Here is a 17721-nt window from a genome sequence, read left to right as displayed (position 1 = left end):
AAAAGTAGATTAAAAATGAACTATCAAAAATCCCCTCACCACAGGAAATCCCCCCTGTCTGAACACAATATTATAAGTTTATAGAGAAAAAACTCTTATCCAACTATACAAGATAAGAGTTTTTTCGTCATTTGTTATGCCTAACATCGTACTGCGATTTAAACCCAACCGCGGAATCTGGACGCTTCAGCCATCTTTCGAACTCCAATCATATAAGCAGCCAAACGCATATCCACACGTCTCGTTTCAGCAGTGTTATAGATTGAATTGAATGCTTTAATCATTGTTTCATGAAGCTTAACATCTATTTCTTCTTCTGACCAATAATAGCCTTGATTATTTTGCACCCATTCAAAATAAGATACGGTGACTCCTCCAGCAGAAGCTAGCACATCTGGTACTAACAAGATGCCACGTTCTGTTAGAATTTTGGTTGCTTCCATTGTAGTCGGTCCATTAGCAGCTTCAACTACAATACTAGCCTTAATCTTGTAAGCGTTTTCGTCTGTGATTTGATTCTCAACCGCTGCAGGTACAAGAATATCACAATCCATTTCTAACAATTCCTTGTTTGTAATCGTATTGTTAAAAAGTTTGGTGACGGTTCCAAAGCTATCCCTGCGATCTAATAAATAATCAATATCTAGTCCTTCTGAATCGTAAAGACCGCCGTAAGCATCGGAAATACCTACTACCTTAGCTCCTGCATCGTGCAAAAACTTTGATAGGAAACTTCCTGCATTTCCAAACCCTTGAACGATTACTCTCGCTCCCTTTACATCAAGCCCTTTCTTTTTAGCAGCTTCATTAATGCAAATTGTTACACCCTTTGCAGTTGCAGATTCTCTTCCATGTGATCCACCAAGAACTATTGGCTTACCAGTAATAAAACCTGGACTGTTGAATTCGTCAATGCGGCTATACTCATCCATCATCCAAGCCATAATCTGTGAATTAGTAAAAACGTCTGGTGCGGGTATATCTTTTGTTGGCCCTACAATTTGACTAATTGCACGTACATACCCTCTACTAAGTCCTTCTAACTCCCGAAATGACATTTCACGAGGATCACAAATAATACCACCTTTTCCCCCACCATAAGGTAGGTTGACAATGCCCGCCTTTAAACTCATCCAAATAGATAATGCTTTCACTTCTTTTTCAGTGACATCTGGATGGAATCTTACACCGCCCTTTGTCGGACCAACAGCATCATTGTGTTGAGCGCGGTACCCAGTAAATACTTTAATGGATCCATCATCCATGCGCACTGGAATACGGACTGTCATCATCCGAACAGGGTCTTTGAATAGTTCAAAGACTTCCTCAGGGTAACCCAGTTTCTCCAATGCAGTTTTTACAACAGCTCGTGTTGAACTTAATACATCCATTTTTTCATTTACTTCTTTGGTAGAATCTGCTGCGTTATCGGCTACCATGAATTTACCTCCTAGTATATCTCTAAATAATTTATTGACAGAGGATGTTCAAAAGCTTATGGAAAAGAACAATGGAACTTTTCTCCGTATGGCAAGCAAATGATTAAACATGTTGAAGTTAGATACTGTAGAACAAATCTTTACTGTTCTTTTTGAATTTTTTACTATAACCCCTACCAAAAAGTTTTCCATAAACAAATGGTCCTTTTTCCGCTTTAGTGAACATGCGCTAATAGCTGTACTCAGACATTAGTATACACTTTCGTTGTAAATATGCAATATAATTACTCGCAATTTCTGCTTCTCCTATTACATTAACTTTAAAAAATATATGCTTTAGTCTGAATACAAGATTTATCCCAATAGATATCGTAACATTTTATTAAACAAGGTGCTAGTCCATAATCTTTTTTTAGGTAAAAATATCAATTTATGCAAATAGAGCACGAATTTGTTTTACTGCATCGGTAGCGAATATCAATTTTCCGTATTCTTGTAAACGATAAGTAGTAACAATGCTTGGATTAGCAAATTCAGATAAAACAGCTATGACATCTTCTCGATTCGCACCATTTAACTCCGTATCATTTAACAACATATAATAATAAGGGTCCATGTAATATATTTTTCCGCCAGTAATATTCATCGAAGCTAAAGAAGACGCAACACCAATAACAGCTTCCAAATCACAAAAAGAAAACAACAGTTTTTTATTTTCATCAAGAGTGACCTTCATTTCCACAAATTCATCATCAAAGTCCACATCTTCTAATTTTTGCGTTACAATAACATGCATACCTTGCGCTTGCATTAAATGCACTTGTACAAGCAGTGCCCCTTCTAGTTCAAAGCCTAATTCAGAACTGGCTTCATACATCATATCACTAAACAATTTCCGAACATTTGAACCATCATACCATAAGTCATCTTTTGTAAAGCCTCTTTCAATTAAATCATCAAATGTCAAAAAGATTGTAAATTGGTTATTAGACACTCTCTCAATTCGCATATTGTAACCTCCTTTAAACATCTATCATTAAATAAATCATTTATTCGTAAAAACATCTCTCCATGGTAAAAGAATTGTGCGTTCCGTGACAGGACAGCATAAAAAGATGGAACGAATTAAAAGTTTAAGTGGGTATTTACTGATTTTCTTATTATACTATATGCTACAAATACAATTGTTGAACAATTTCAATTACATTTAAATTACAAATATAAATGAGGTATAAGATAACTTTTTATAGCACCTTCGAAATAAAAGCTATAAATTGAAATGGTAGTAAACAACTTATCGCCTATAATAAAATAAGCACCAACGATGATAAGTAGGATAAAAAAAACAATGAATAAGAATCTTTGCGTAGGATTACTTATTTTTAATCGGGTAGTTTGCTTTTTTTGCTGATGAATCTCTTTCCTTGGTGGTAAATTCAAAATATCTGTATCCATCTCCTGTATGGAATCTGGTACTTGTTCCATAGTATTACTTTCCGCTTCATTTATTTCTTGAACTTTGCGTCGTAATTGTTTTGCTTGATCTCTTGTTGGGTTGTGTTCTGTGTTCATCGCACCCACACCTCTCTTTTAAATCGAATGAAAAAGCCTAATAAAACATCAACGATAAAATGCGCTGTAATTGTAACTACTAAGTTGTCCGTTATACGGAATAAATATCCCAAATAAAAACTAACAAGCAACACGGATACAAGTAATACAGGCTTTCTTAAATAGCGAAAATGTACAAGTGCAAATAGAATACTTGCCACCCAATAACCAAAAGTAGTCTGAATAACGCCTCGAAACAACATCTCTTCAGACAGAGCAACTAAAATGGAAATAGTAACAATAAACCAAACAGGCTGGTTAGCAAACAATTTTTCATTTATTCCACCATCATCGTAATATTTAGCGGGTAACGTGTACGTTAAGAACAAATCAATCGTTACAATGATAAAACCTGGCAAAATTCCATAATAAATTATTTCTTCTGTATTCCAAAAAAACATTTCCTTCCAGCAAACGAAAAAGGATTCAAAGAACAAAAGACTCCCGCCAACGCTAAATAAGATTAGAATCGATTGTGAAATAATCATTTGCTTCCGCAACTCAGCACTATCCATTCGTTTAATATAATCAATTTGTTTCATAAGTATCCCCAATGAGTAATTTTTGCTTTAGTTTTTCCTGCCAGGAATAGTTCATACAAAACGGTGTTTTCTTTTGTACAGGATCCCAGTTTTCCCACAAAAAACCACAATTACTACAACATTGATCAGTAGCAGGAGATAATAATGATGGCGTAAATTCTTTATATAAATGTTTTCTCAAACATTCGGTTTGGTGAATCCAATTTAGTACTTGATTCAACCTTGATTTTTTTGCTTTGTTTCTTTTTTCAATATAGTTGCTAATATATTGATAAGCTTTATTCCAAGTGTCGATATGAAAGTAAATATTGCTTTGCCTTATAATTGCATACCTTTCCAATTGATAACGTATCAATCGCCACTGTTGACTAGAGATACCTAGCTGCTCAGATAATTCTTCTTCCTGTAAAGGCAAATGGTTTTTTTGGTCATGCCATTGCTTTAACTTTTGGAAAACGGCGTCCAATTCATCTATTTCTGGAAGTTCGCGACGAATAATAAACTTAGGTAGATGTATATCTTTCCTGCAGTAAAGCAAAACACTCACACTTGCTTTCCCATCTCTTCCTGCTCTACCAATCTCCTGAATATAACTTTCCAATTGTGTTGTTAAGTGATAATGGATAATTAACCGGATGTCTGCCTTATTAATACCCATACCGAAAGCACTCGTACAACAAACCACGTCAATTTGATCGTTCATAAACTGTTGCTGAATAGAAATACGGTCATATTGCTCCATTCCCCCATGATACACTGCAACACGCCGGTTAATTCTTTCAGCCAACAATACAGCTATTTCTTCCGCTTTTTGACGGCTTGAGAAATAAATTAAAGCAGGTACATGGTATTTCTTGAAAATAGCCGTTAATACTGTCATTTTATCATGTTCATCGTCTACTTTTTGAATGCAAAGGGCAATATTGCTCCGATCTATGGGATAAACATGTTTTTTAAAAGGTGAATTTCCTAACGACTGAATAATATCAGTTTGTACTTTAGCTGTTGCTGTAGCACTGAGCGCTAGTATAGGTGGATAGTTACAGTATGTAATAATGTGCTGTAAACGCATATAATCAGGCCTGAATTCATGTCCCCACTGTGAGATACAATGAGCTTCATCAATAACAAACAAGCTTACTTTCAATGTTTTTAATTTATTTTGTAACATTTCCTGTTGTAGAAGCTCTGGGGATACATAAATTAAACGATACGTATGTAATGTTTGTAATACTTGTTCTCGTTCTTTTCGATCCATAAAACTGTTTATTGCTGCTACTTGCTTCCAATGCTTTGCTTTTAATTGCTTTACTTGATCCATCATTAATGAAATAAGTGGTGATACAACAATAGTTATCCCATCTTGCAACATTGCAGGCAATTGATAACAGATTGATTTTCCTGATCCAGTTGGCAACACACCAATTACATTTTTTCCTGCTATAACATCTTCTATTATTTCTCGTTGTCCACGACGAAAGGACGTATAACCAAAAAATTGGTTTAAATTTTGTTCCAAATAATCTACAGGCTGCTCCACTCTAATCACCTACCTTCTGCGTGTTGGTTACCATTGTTAAAACTAAACGAATTTGAAAATAGGTAATATGCTCTGGTACTTTTTGCTTTATTAGCTTAAGTTTGTAGACCTCCACTTCGTTATATGCCCGAATGATAATTTCTTGATCACACTTTGATACATAATTATCTATTGGGAACGCAGAATCATGCAGTGCAATTTCTACTACGTGGTCATAGATCGTATTCATCCTTAATTTTCTCCTCTTGGCAATCTCCTCAATGGAAAAACCTCCACGCAAATGTTGATAGGTAGTTATAGCTGTATTTGACAAACGACGAGGTTCCGTTGTTTGTATGATATCATTCAATAATGAGTAAGTTTGTTTATATGACTGAATGATATCAAGGATTCGGTGCATAGCTGCTGTTAAAGTTAATTCTAAATCGATTGTAGTTAAATGATGACTACTAGCTAGCTGATGAACGCTTTTTCCATAATTTTCAAAGCTTGTGAGTCGATCTACAAAAATTTCTGCCATATAAGTAGGAAGATTTTGTAAAACCTGCAGTAATTCTTCGTATAATTGTTGTAAAAACGACGAAGTGTCAAGCTTAATTCGTTGATAATAAAGCTTTACCCAAGCTTCAATTGCTTTATCTTCGACAACTGGTATAAAATGAAATTCATTTTTATGTACGTTCGTAATTGTTTGAATCAGTAATTTTAATCGTGGCCAAAATACACGACTACTTTCTCCATTTTGCATCCCAGAGTAATAAGAAAGGGGTAATATTAATTTATGATCTTCTAACCACTGAAGCCCTATAGACGAAAGTATATAAGTTTCTTCATTACCATCTGTAATTTGAATCAATTGTTCTTTTTTCAACTCATAAATTACTTTATCAAAATAAGATTTTATGAGCTTTGGATATATTGAATAAAATTGCTTTAACCCATACATATGTATATCTTGTACCGTTTGAATCGATTTTCTACCTGCTATAATATAGTAAGTTGCTGATGTGGATCGTTCTCCTTTTAATCTATGGATACTACTTAGCATAATCCCTTTCAATATCAATCGTTCTCAGCCCCATCTACTCTTTAGTTTTTAATTTCAAGCTAAGATATAAACTGTGAAATTTATATTATTACGTTCAGCTAGAACACATAGTAACTAATGCAAAAACTATTTATTATATTATAGCATTTGAAGCACATTACAGCATTGAATTTTCATTTTTTTAAGTATAAACTTATATAGGCGGATTTATAAGTTACATGAATATTCTAAGAATGTACTACTATGCTCTTAAAGGAGACTTGAAAAATGTGTTATTATACCAAAGTTGATAGAGAAACATGTATTGCCTGTGGAGCTTGTGGTATTTCAGCACCAGATTTATATGATTATGACGATGATTGTATTGCTTATTTTTTAAAAGATAACAATCTAGGAGTTACACCTGTTGAAGATGATCTAGTTGATGCAATGTTTGATGCATACGAAGAGTGCCCCACAGGTTCTGTGAAAGTTTCTAAACAGCCATTTTAGGGATTACTTATGCTATCAACGTTAAGTTTTTTATACATTCCTATAGCATAAAAAAACTTGTAGAAAATCAAAAGATTCTCTACAAGTTATTATTCCAGTCAGTATCTTTTACTGTAAAACGGTGTAACGCATATTTTTCCATTAAATATGCGATAAGAGGATAAAAGAGCACTAAAAAAACAGCGTTGCCAATAGCATGATTTGTATCAAATGGTAATCCACTTATGTAATATGGCCAAAATGCACCAGTCATTTGATATGTAGTCAGCGAGATAATAAAGCCATAAAAATAACCGCTAAAAACAGTAAAGATTAACAACAGCAAAAACGGTGGTCGTGAAAAAAATTTACCTATCCAACCACTGATAATGCCTATCACTCCCCATGAGATGGCTTGCCAAACCGCCCATATTCCCATGCCAAGTAGCATATTGGATACAAAGACAACAATAACTGTTAACAATAATGCACTCCCCGACCCTAAGATTACCCCTGTAATAATAATTATTGCCGTAACTGGTTGCACATTTGGTAAAAAAGCAAACCAATACCTTCCAACAACTGCAAGTGCCGCTAGTAACGCAATAAGCGTTAATTTATAGGTGTTCATTTATATGCTCATTCCCAAGCTTGAAAATCAAAAACTACTTTATCACCTGGCTTTAATTCATATTCTGCAGCACCAACATTTGGCATCTCACCATTCACGGTATAAATCCACCCTTTTTTCTCACCTTCTTTTGCTGATAAACGTTCAATCGAGGTAATAAATTCTCCATTCTGTTCCGTTTCAACATAAAAATTTTCTTCCATTACATCCATTAAAGTATCGCCTTCTTCAATGGGTACCTCTTTTTCATGTAAGTATTCCGCACCATCGTCTTTAGATATTGTAATCAATACTGTTTCTGCTGCTTGTTCTTCCTGTGTAACTTGATTTTCAGAAGGTTGATTGCTTGATGGGGCAGTAGTTCCTGAATCATCGTTTCCACACCCTACTAATAGAGCAATAGCGACCAGAAATGAACCAAATCGAAATAACCATTGTTTCATAAAGTAACATCCTTTCTAATTCCAATTTTTCATTTATGATATCATAAATACTTGTTTAAAACAGTGGGATAAAATCGTACGATTACTATAAAGTGAAACTTCAATCCCTCTAATTCTTAAAGTGGTAGCTTACAGCACGTTTCATCCAGGATATAACATGCTACTTGCAATCTTATAGCCTTGGTATACGGAGATAAAACGCTGTCCCTTGATTCAACTTACTATTTACATTGATCGTACCTTGATGAGCGTCAATAATATTTTTAGCAATGGCAAGTCCTAGTCCAGTACCTTTTTTCTTTTTATCTCTTGTCCTTGACTTATCAGCTTTGTAAAAGCGTTCAAAGACAAATGGAAGGTCTTCTTCTGGGATTCCACTTCCACTATCTTGTATTTCTACTTGGAAAGCCTCACTATCATTGATCACTTTTATATTTACATAACCTTCTTTACTAGTATGACGAATAGCGTTGTCAATGAGATTTGTAAACACTTGTTCAATTCGATCTGGATCGAATACGGCAGTCGCTTCGTAAATCGACTTATCTAGATGTAAAGATATTTTATTCTCATTAGCCAGCCCTTGAAATTTTTTATAAATTCGTTCTACATATGGTCCAACCTTCACTTCTTCTGTATTCAGGTGAATATGGCCTGCTTCCATTCTAGCTAAGTCTAATAATTCGTTGACTAGTCGCCCCATACGAAGCGATTCTTCATGAGTAATCTGGGCTAATTCATTTTTGTCTTCCTTGGTCTCTGCAATATCATCGACAATTGCTTCACTATAACCTTGGAGCATGGAAATTGGTGTTCTTAATTCATGAGAAACATTAGCAATAAAATCTTGACGTAGCTTATCCATTCTTCTTTCCTCTGTCATATCTCTAATGACCGCAACTGCTCCGCGAACGTAGGCTTGATCATATAAAGGTGTCATCACCATCACCCAATTTCTACCTTGTAGGCTAAGTTCATGCATAGCTTCCGTCTCGCCATCAATGACTTCTTGTAAAATGGTTTTTAATTCATGTGGTAATTTTCGATCTTCAGCACGGTATGGAAGATTATTCTCATAATACCAATCTTCAATAAATCGATCTGCTGGGGCATTGGTAACAATCATGTCTCCTGAACGATTTAAAGTTATTACACCATCTGCCATTGAACTAACAATACTAGATAGTTGCTCTTTTTCCTGTCTTAGTGCATTTAAATGAAATTTCAATTGTCTTCCCATACGATTAAACGCTAAAGCTAGTTCTCCTATTTCATCATGGGTTAAAATAGGCACTTTCGTATTAAATTCACCTCTAGCTAAATCGAAAGCAGCTTCCCTCATTTTAATAAGTGGAGAGGTGATACGCGTGGATAGAAAAAACGCAAATATTGTAGTCAAAACAATAGCAATACCTGCAGCAAGAAAAATAATTTTAGTCGTTTCTGCTTTTGTTTGATCAATAACATTCAGTGACTGATACACATAAATAGCTCCATCTTGATGGTTCATAGGAACGCCTACAATCATCGCCTCTCGTTCAGTACCAGGTAACTTCATTTGCTTACGTACTTGAACATTGTTAGTAAGAACAGAAGAGAGTTCCTCTTGCTTTAGCCAGTCTAATTCTAGCTTGGATAATTGATCATCCTCGCTATTAGAAACCCATAAATCACCATCACCTGAAACAATGGCTACTCGGCTAGCTGGGTCTTTAACGCGCTCAGTTGTTTCTTCAATAATTTCATTTTCATCATGAGTATCCACAAGCATTGAAATTTTTTCAGCTGTTTGTAACATATCCTGCTCTGCTTCCTGAATATGGAAATCTTCAAAAAACTGTAAAAGTAAAATAGTTAAGATAAATAACACGAAAGAAACTAGCAATAGAATCGTTATTGCTAGTTTACCTACTACACTCCGCCAAAACATTAGTCTTCATCCACCTCGAACTTATAGCCAACGCCCCAAACAGTGACAATCATTTTCGCAGCTTCTTGAGATACTTGGTTCAACTTTTCACGAAGCCTTTTAACATGTGTATCCACCGTTCGCAAATCTCCAAAAAATTCATATTGCCATACTTCTTTTAACAAATGCTCGCGGTTAAACACTTTATCCGGTGATTTTGCTAAAAAACATAATAATTCATATTCTTTTGGTGTTAAGCTCACTTCTTCTCCATCCGCAGTAACACGGTGCGCGTCATGATCAATGGTTAAATGAGGAAAAACCAAAACATTCTTCGCAGTTGTATCCGTTTCCTGAAATGTTGCACTTGAAACACGGCGAAGCAAGGCTTTAACTCGCAACACTACTTCTCTAGGACTAAAGGGCTTCACGATGTAATCATCTACACCAATTTCAAAACCTTGTACACGATTAGCTTCTTCACCTTTTGCTGTTAACATAATAACAGGCGTATCTTTTTCTTTTCGTAATTCTTGACAAACCTCTACGCCATCCATCTCTGGCATCATAATATCGAGTAAAATTACATCGTAATGGTTATCAAGAGCAAGCTTTAAAGCATCTGCTCCATTCTCTGCTTCTTCAACGAGAAAACCGTCTCGTTCCATATACATACGTAGTAGTCTTCGAATTCTTTCTTCATCATCGACTACTAACACTTTTGACTCTTTGTCCATTTTTGTTCCCCCTTGTATCCTATCTTGCTAATAAGAGTATAAACTAAGTTGTTTGAAATGTATAAAGAAAACTTGGATAATAAAAAGGCTAGACAAACTGTAGTATTTCCTTACATAACACTATACTAAAAACCATCTAATAATAACATAAATAAAGAAAAGGCACCACTATGACCATAATGATGCCTTGCGATTAGCTACTTAAGCATAGGAATGTAAACCAGCTAAAACAAGGTTTACAACAATTAAATTAAACATAATTATCGCAAAACCGACCGCAGCGAGCCAAGCAGATTTTTCGCCATGCCAACCTCTTGACAAACGTAGATGTAGAAAGGCAGCATAGAAAAACCATGTAATTAGTGCCCAAACTTCTTTAGGATCCCAGCCCCAAAATCTTCCCCAGGCTTCTTCTGCCCAAATAGCAGCAAATATAAGACCTCCCAAGGTAAATAAAGGAAAACCAATCGCTACGGAACGATACGTAATTTCATCTAATAAATCAGGATTCGTTTTCTGAAGTAATGGCTGAATCGTAGCACCCAGTCTCTTTCTGAATACGAGCCTTAACAGTATATAAAGGCCAGTACCAAAAATAAATGACCATAATAATGTATTAAATTTTCGTCCAGCATCTGCGCCATGCATCCATTCCGGAATTTCAAACCAAGGATTCATAACTTTATCTGTTAGTAATGTTCCGTCTGTTGGTGCAGCAATTGCTGGCATATGATATTCTGTTTCTATCGTGCCAGTTCCGGCATTATTAGGATACTCAAAAACAGCTTGATAATTCATGACATTGAATAAAGTTGTTGCTAGTATAAATCCAACAAAGAGAATTAACGAATAAAGTGTTATTTCCAACCAAGTCGTTCGTTTTGTTGTCTTTGATTGGTCTATTTGCCTAATTAAATAGATTAATCCAGCGACAAAGCTAATGGTTAAAATTCCTTGTGATAGAGACACTGTAGTAACATGAATGTATAACCAATGACTTTGCAACGATGGTACTAGAGGGGATACCTCAGTTGGAAACATACTTGCATAAGCAATAATAATTAAAGCGACTGGCAATGCAAATAATCCCAGTACCGTTATTTTATAAATAAAATACAAGATAATGAATCCCAATACTGTTGCCATACCAAAGAATGTCATATATTCAAATAAGTTACTGACAGGAGCATGCCCACTCCCTATCCACCTTGTTATAAAGTAGCCTAGTTGGGTGGAAAAACCAATGATAGCCAATGTAATTCCTATTTTAGCAGCTTTGCCATCTGATTTTCTCTTACTCCCTATTGTAAATGAAAAAAATAAAGTTGCAACTAAATAGAGAAAGAAAGCAGTGTATAGAAGTGTACTACTTAATTCAATTAAGTTATTCATGAAACCCCTCCTAATGAAATGAAAACGTGAACCAACAGATGTCTTCCAATTAAATCTTTGCCCTGAACAAATGGGATGTAGTGTAAGGAACATTTCGTCCAGCATTATACTCTATAAGTCTATTGTACTAATGTTGCCGGACTTAGAAGCTTAACATAATAAATTATACTTTTATTTATCCAGCTCTTGTTGATCCATTACCATTTGAATATGTGTCCCATCAACGATTTTTTCAATATCCTTTTTCACACCATACCAGTTTTTATTCGTATGAGCGGCTAATAGAATTCCACCATTTTGAGGACGAACCCAAATTCTTCTATGGTGCCAATACATTCCCTGAATAACACCGATCATAAAGATAATAGCGCCAACGATAAAGTATGGTAAAGAGTAATCGCGACGTATACTTAACCCGCTAACATCACGAAGTTCAAAGTTTGTAATTCCTACATTATAGTCATTTTCTCCAGTCGCATCTATGTTTTTGCCAATTCCTAAAAAGCTCACTTCTGGTTCACTTCCATCTGGCGGATAAATCATCATCACGAACGCTGGATTTCTAGGGTAATCTGTCTCTGAAGCAGGCTCTCCATTATCATCCAAAAAATAATCCGGATAATAATTGTTAATTTCTACTTTAAACCCACTATCAAGCTCATACTCCGATTTAGGAGAAGTTAAATCAACAGTAAAATCTCCTAATGATTTTTCTTCCCGATCATTTGTTTCATGAATTTTAAATGACATGCTAGAAAATTCATTTTGCTGATACCCCATTTGATACACTGCATAGTCGTCAAAATTTAATGGTTCGTTTAACCGAATATTGCCTTCTTCAATTTTCTTTAATTCTGGTTCTGCACCAGTTACTTCTGGTTCCATCGCTTTATAAATAACCGCATTGGTTTGGTAATTACTTGCAACAGGCGCACCTTCTTGTTCTAAAGCATCTTTGTACAACTCATCTTCCGGGTCATAATTTTCCAAGACAAAATCTTTATTTTCAATGTAGTACTGTTGTTCCGTACCGGGGATCACTTTTTGCTCCCCTTCACGAATCCAGATATATTCATCCATATAAAAAACCGAAGTTTGCCTTAATAAAGCGGCAAGCAAAATAATAATCAACCCAATATGGTTTACATAAGGCCCCCATCTTGAAAATCTACCCTTTTCAGCAAGGATATGCCCATCTTGCTCTTTAATATTATATCTTAATTTTTTTAACCTTTGCTTTATAATATCGATATCTTCTTCATCAACTTGGTCTGTTTGACTAAACAGACGTTGCCTTTGCAAAAATGTTGCATGTCGCTTTGCTTTTTGATTCCGTAATGCACGAAAAAGTGGCACAAAGCGATCAAGGCTACAAATAACGAGTGATATACCTATCAAAGCAATTAAAACCATATACCACCATGAACTATATAAATTATGGAAGCCTAATTGATAAAAAATTTGTCCTAATATTCCATAACGTTCTTCATAAAAAATAGCCGGATCTCTAGAGACTGCATCTGCAGGTATGTATTGTTCTTGCGGAAAGATGGATCCAACTGCAGAAGCTATAAGCGCGATGACAATAAGCCAAATTCCCACTTTAACGGAAGAAAAAAAGCTCCAAACCTTATCAACAATCGATTTATTATATGTTTGGGAGCGTCGTGCAGTACCATCATATCGCATATTTAACAATTTCTTCTTGTCGTTGCCATCAATATGTTGATTTTCTTCTATCGGTTTACCACAAGATTCACAAAGGACGGTACCTTCTGGATTAACATGCCCGCACTCACATTTTATTTTATTCATTTCATTCCCCTTCCCCATTACAAAAAGACATTTACTTAGGCGTTATTTCTTGTAGATAACCATCTAATCTTTCTAAGCTTAATGCTCCATTTACTACCTCTACAATTTTACCTTGTGGGTCAATAAATACAGTGCTTGGAATAGGGCCCACTTTATATAAGTCTCTCACTTGACTATCTTTGTCGTGAGGAATAGGAAAAGTTAAGTCATATTCATCGACGAAACGATGAACAACGAGTTCTGTAGAATCAAGACTAACTGCAACTATTTCGACCCCTTTTTCTTTATATTGTGGGTACAATTTTTGCATGTAAGGCATTTCTTCTTCACAAGGCTTACACCAAGTTCCCCAAAAATTAAGCATTACCCCTTTTCCTTCTAAATCGCTAAGTCGAACTGTTTCTCGTTCGTTGTATTTGTTTATTTGCTCCAGTTGAAAATCAGGGGCATTGTCGCCAACATTGTAAATAATCTTATCATCTTGCAGATTTTGGACGACTGCAAATACAACTGCCCCAACTAGTATAAGTAAAATAACAGATCGAAATATAAAGCGATTTCTTTTTTTATTCTTTTTCTTCTGTTTTATTTCATCTAAACTCATCATGAATCAACTCCCAACAACCATTATAGCATTTTGGAAGAATTTAAATTTTGAATATTATTCAACAATTTTGTTCTGCCAAATGTCGCATTTGCTTTACTTCTTTCGGGGTTAATGGTCGATATTCTCCTGGTTTTAGACCATCAAGAGTTAAAAAACCATATTTTTCACGCTTTAACTTTAAAACTGGATAACCTAATGCTTCCATCATTCGACGCACGTGTCTATTCTTTCCTTCTCTTAAAGTTAGTTGTAAAATAGTATGATTTTTCTTTTTGTCCGTTTCAAGAATACGATATTGTACTGCTTTTAATATATCCTGCTCCGATCGAACTCCTTTTCTCAACCTTGCCAAGTCAGCTTTTTCTGGAATTCCTTTTATTTTTGTAACATACTCTTTATCTATTTGGTATCGGGGATGCATGAGCAAATTAGCAAATGCGCCATCATTTGTTACAATCAATATACCAGATGTATCATAGTCTAATCGACCGACAGGGAAAACACGTTCGTCTACTTCACCTAGTAGATCGGTAATTACTTTTCTACCTTTATCGTCTTTTAAACTGGATATTACACCACGAGGTTTGTACAACAAATAGTAAACAGAAGCCTCTTTTTCCAAAGGAACACCGTCTACTTCAATAAAATCATCATGTTTTACTTTCGTACCAAGTGTTGTAACTACTTGTTGGTTTACCTTTACCTTTCCACCTAAAATTAATTGTTCTGCTTTTCTTCTTGATGTTACACCACTTTGGGCAATCACTTTTTGCAGTCTCTCTTGCGTGTTTGTCATTTTATCACCATTACCTTTATATGTGCAATATATGTTAAGCCTTCATCACGGTTATGAAAAATTTAAAGCTCGATTAAATGAGGCTTCTACACCTAAATTATTTTACCCTTTGTATTCGATTCTTACAAATGAATATCAATTATACTATACGAATAAATAGCTTAGATAACAAATCTTACGCCTTTATTTTATTTTGATATCCTCATCTCGCATCTAATTCATTATAAACATGCAAACAAATTAGTACAAGAACGGTAAAATTCCACCCCAATTAAGAAACTTGGCTTATCGCCAAGTTTCATGACAAGCTTATCTTTTTTTATAAGATAAAGCAACTTTTTCTCTTTCTTCTAGTCTCAAAGAACCCCTAGATATTTAAGCTAAAAAATACAATTGTCATTACTAGTGTTACCCGAACAGAATGGATACAATGATAATGGAAGCAATAATTCCGATTAAATCGGCCAATAAACCAACTTTTAAAGCATATCTCATCTTCTTAATGCCAATGGCCCCAAAATATATTGTTAAAATATAGAGTGTCGTATCTGTACTACCTTGCATGACAGATGCTAGCCTACCTATAAATGAATCTGGACCATGCGTGTGTATTAACTCGGTTGTCATCCCGAGTGCTGCTGTACCTGATATCGGTCTAACCAATGCTAGTGGAATTATATCTGGCGGCACTCCGATCGCTGTTAAAATTGGCGCCAATAAATCAATAAACGCCTCTAATGCTCCAGAACTTCGCAATATAGCTATTGCTACAATCATACCGACTAAAAAAGGAAGCAAGGAAAAAGCCATTTTTACTCCTTCCTTCCCGCCTTCCACAAATACTTCATAAGCTGGCACTTTTTTAATTGTTGCAGTAGCTAAAACAATTAAAATGAAGCAAGGAACTAGCCATGCGCTCACTATTGTTACCAGTTCCATTAAGATGCTGCCTCCCATTTACTTTTGTGATAAAAAATCCGATCAATTATTATGGCGCCCAATGATGATATGAACGTCGCTAAAATAGTTGCCCCAACAATTTCAGTTGGAGATGCAGAGTTATATTGCATGCGTATAGCAATAACCGTTGTTGGGATAACCGTTAGACTTGATGTATTTAAAGCTAAGAAAGTAATCATAGATCTAGAAGCAGCGTCATTTCCACTTAACTGCTTCATTTGCTCCATAGCTTTAATCCCCATAGGTGTTGCTGCATTACCTAGTCCAAAAATATTTGCAGTGACATTGGACAGGATGTAACCAATAGCTGGATGATCTTTTGGAATATCTGGAAATAATCTAACAATAAGCGGTCGAAAGAGTTTCGCCAAAACAGATAGAATCCCAGCTTTTTCAGCAACCTTCATAATTCCGAGCCAAAATACGAGCACACTAATTAGTCCAATAGATAAAGTAACAGCTTCACTTGCGCTAGAGAAAATAGCTTCATTAACCTGATCCATTGTACCGTTTAACATAGCATAAATAATGCCAATGGCTGCCATAGATACCCAAATTATGTTTACCATAACACATCAACTCCGGAAATATACTTAAATAATTGATAAATATTGCTGGAAAATAGTTTCTTATTAACAGATTTCGGTGCTTCATTTAAAACGTTTGTCGTTGCAATGGCTTTGCCATTTAAATAAAATATGTTTTTTCCAATTATGTTGTTATCAGAAATGGTCTCATCAATGAACAGCTGGTTAGATACTTTACTTTTTTCTTGCTTCGTTAATGGGTATTGAATTGCTTTATCTATATAAGCGGTATAGACATCATTACTTTCAGGTAATCGATAAACAAGTCTTTTTGGTTTAGTCAATGTTTCTATATTGTATTCTTCAAAACCCCACTCAAACATCGTAATATGATCTCTCCAATCATCTGGAGCATTTAACGTTACTGCTATTAAATTCATATCATCTTTTTCAGCAGTAGAAACCAATGTTCTTCCAGTTTGTTTCGTATATCCCGTCTTTCCTCCAGTACTATGGTCATAATATTGGGTTAATAATTTGTTTTTATTTTGCCAAGAATATATACGCGTTTCGGCTAAATAAGATGTTGCGCCTGTTACCTTTTGAAATGTAGGGTTTTTCATAGCATAGCGCATTAGTGTCGCCATATCATATGCGGTTGAATAGTGACCTTCTTCATCCAAACCATGTGGGTTAGCAAAGTTTGTATCGTTCATACCTAGCCAACTAGCTTTTTCGTTCATTAAGTAAACAAAACCAGCTTCACTCCCTCCAACATGCTCACTAATTGCTACAGCTGCATCGTTTCCCGAGCGCAACATTAATCCATATACTAGATCTTTTAAACGCATCTTTTCCCCTTCCTCTAAGTAAATCGATGAGCCTTCTGTATAAATAGCTTTTCGACTCGCTTTTGCTTTTTCATGCATCTTACCAGACTCAATCGCAATAATAGCAGTCATTATTTTTGTAATACTTGCAATGTTAGCCTTTGAGTAAGCTTGTTTTTCAAACAATACACGACCTGTGCTTTGTTCCATTAAAACTGCATGATTTGCAGATACTTGTGGTGCAGCATGTCCTTTTACGGGAAATAAAGTAGTCAACAAAATTATTGAGCAAATGGCAACTAAAACAAATCGCATACGCTTGGTTCCTCCCAATCTTGGTCTCTTTACAATCTATGCATGTCCTAAAAAGTTATGCAAACACAATAGGAGACCCTAAAAAGATTGCCATATGTTCACTAGTTT

The 17721-nt window shown here is 35.3% G+C and carries 18 protein-coding genes; 1 reads left to right on the top strand and 17 read right to left on the bottom strand.

Annotated elements, in window-relative coordinates:
- Positions 1 to 158: 158 nt before the first annotated feature.
- The 6 genes from HLX49_RS01340 to HLX49_RS01315 all read right to left on the bottom strand — a co-directional run bounded on the left by HLX49_RS01340 (position 159) and on the right by HLX49_RS01315 (position 6198).
- A complete protein-coding gene (locus HLX49_RS01340; protein WP_077703648.1) occupies positions 159 to 1439 on the bottom strand; it encodes a Glu/Leu/Phe/Val family dehydrogenase in 1281 nt (426 codons plus the stop codon).
- Positions 1440 to 1869: 430 nt separating this feature from the next.
- Complete coding sequence (locus tag HLX49_RS01335; RefSeq protein ID WP_077703647.1) at positions 1870 to 2448, bottom strand: genetic competence negative regulator; 579 nt, start codon at positions 2446 to 2448, stop codon at positions 1870 to 1872.
- 203 nt (positions 2449 to 2651) lie between these two features.
- Positions 2652 to 3011, bottom strand: coding sequence for a hypothetical protein (locus tag HLX49_RS01330; protein ID WP_077703646.1), 360 nt, complete (start codon positions 3009 to 3011; stop codon positions 2652 to 2654).
- Complete coding sequence (locus HLX49_RS01325) at positions 3008 to 3592, bottom strand: CPBP family intramembrane glutamic endopeptidase (protein ID WP_077703645.1); 585 nt, start codon at positions 3590 to 3592, stop codon at positions 3008 to 3010. Before HLX49_RS01325 ends, HLX49_RS01330 begins: the two co-directional genes overlap by 4 nt.
- The gene (locus HLX49_RS01320; protein WP_101933900.1) at positions 3579 to 5132 is read right to left on the bottom strand and encodes a RecQ family ATP-dependent DNA helicase; all 1554 of its coding nucleotides are present in this window, start codon (positions 5130 to 5132) and stop codon (positions 3579 to 3581) included. The genes HLX49_RS01325 and HLX49_RS01320 overlap by 14 nt, the downstream gene beginning before the upstream one ends.
- Position 5133: 1 nt before the next feature.
- Complete coding sequence (locus HLX49_RS01315; RefSeq protein WP_296360570.1) at positions 5134 to 6198, bottom strand: YpbB family protein; 1065 nt, start codon at positions 6196 to 6198, stop codon at positions 5134 to 5136.
- 249 nt (positions 6199 to 6447) lie between these two features.
- Here HLX49_RS01315 and HLX49_RS01310 point away from each other — a divergent pair, with 249 nt between their 5' ends.
- Complete coding sequence (locus tag HLX49_RS01310) at positions 6448 to 6672, top strand: ferredoxin (protein ID WP_077703642.1); 225 nt, start codon at positions 6448 to 6450, stop codon at positions 6670 to 6672.
- 79 nt (positions 6673 to 6751) lie between these two features.
- On the opposite strand, the gene HLX49_RS01305 is transcribed toward HLX49_RS01310, so the two are convergent.
- The 11 genes from HLX49_RS01305 to HLX49_RS01255 all read right to left on the bottom strand — a co-directional run bounded on the left by HLX49_RS01305 (position 6752) and on the right by HLX49_RS01255 (position 17613).
- Positions 6752 to 7282, bottom strand: a complete 531-nt coding sequence (locus tag HLX49_RS01305; protein WP_101933899.1) for a DUF6580 family putative transport protein — start codon at positions 7280 to 7282, stop codon at positions 6752 to 6754.
- Between the two features lie 8 nt (positions 7283 to 7290).
- Complete coding sequence (locus tag HLX49_RS01300; protein ID WP_296360566.1) at positions 7291 to 7725, bottom strand: DUF4430 domain-containing protein; 435 nt, start codon at positions 7723 to 7725, stop codon at positions 7291 to 7293.
- A gap of 172 nt (positions 7726 to 7897) precedes the next feature.
- Positions 7898 to 9655 (bottom strand): ATP-binding protein, encoded by a 1758-nt coding sequence (locus tag HLX49_RS01295; protein ID WP_296360564.1) that lies wholly within the window; start codon positions 9653 to 9655, stop codon positions 7898 to 7900.
- Complete coding sequence (locus tag HLX49_RS01290) at positions 9655 to 10371, bottom strand: response regulator transcription factor (RefSeq protein WP_073004232.1); 717 nt, start codon at positions 10369 to 10371, stop codon at positions 9655 to 9657. Before HLX49_RS01290 ends, HLX49_RS01295 begins: the two co-directional genes overlap by 1 nt.
- A 201-nt stretch (positions 10372 to 10572) precedes the next feature.
- On the bottom strand, positions 10573 to 11763 hold the full coding sequence (gene ccsB / locus HLX49_RS01285; RefSeq protein WP_077703638.1) for a c-type cytochrome biogenesis protein CcsB: 1191 nt from the start codon (positions 11761 to 11763) through the stop codon (positions 10573 to 10575).
- Between the two features lie 171 nt (positions 11764 to 11934).
- The gene (resB, locus tag HLX49_RS01280; RefSeq protein WP_296360560.1) at positions 11935 to 13578 is read right to left on the bottom strand and encodes a cytochrome c biogenesis ResB family protein; all 1644 of its coding nucleotides are present in this window, start codon (positions 13576 to 13578) and stop codon (positions 11935 to 11937) included.
- A gap of 31 nt (positions 13579 to 13609) precedes the next feature.
- Positions 13610 to 14182 (bottom strand): thiol-disulfide oxidoreductase ResA, encoded by a 573-nt coding sequence (resA, locus tag HLX49_RS01275; RefSeq protein ID WP_077706888.1) that lies wholly within the window; start codon positions 14180 to 14182, stop codon positions 13610 to 13612.
- Between the two features lie 61 nt (positions 14183 to 14243).
- Positions 14244 to 14981, bottom strand: a complete 738-nt coding sequence (locus HLX49_RS01270; protein ID WP_296360559.1) for a pseudouridine synthase — start codon at positions 14979 to 14981, stop codon at positions 14244 to 14246.
- A gap of 408 nt (positions 14982 to 15389) precedes the next feature.
- Positions 15390 to 15920: a spore maturation protein gene (locus tag HLX49_RS01265; RefSeq protein WP_077703635.1), complete on the bottom strand. Its 531-nt coding sequence runs from the start codon at positions 15918 to 15920 to the stop codon at positions 15390 to 15392.
- On the bottom strand, positions 15920 to 16510 hold the full coding sequence (locus tag HLX49_RS01260) for a nucleoside recognition domain-containing protein (protein ID WP_077703634.1): 591 nt from the start codon (positions 16508 to 16510) through the stop codon (positions 15920 to 15922). Before HLX49_RS01260 ends, HLX49_RS01265 begins: the two co-directional genes overlap by 1 nt.
- Positions 16504 to 17613 (bottom strand): D-alanyl-D-alanine carboxypeptidase family protein, encoded by a 1110-nt coding sequence (locus HLX49_RS01255; protein WP_296360555.1) that lies wholly within the window; start codon positions 17611 to 17613, stop codon positions 16504 to 16506. The genes HLX49_RS01260 and HLX49_RS01255 overlap by 7 nt, the downstream gene beginning before the upstream one ends.
- Between the last annotated feature and the right edge of the window lie 108 nt (positions 17614 to 17721).

The organism is Virgibacillus sp., assembly GCF_013393565.1.
Lineage (GTDB): Bacteria > Bacillota > Bacilli > Bacillales > Amphibacillaceae > Virgibacillus > Virgibacillus dokdonensis.
The sequence above is the reverse complement of the archived record's forward strand: the minus strand, read 5'-3'. Positions and strand labels throughout refer to the sequence as shown.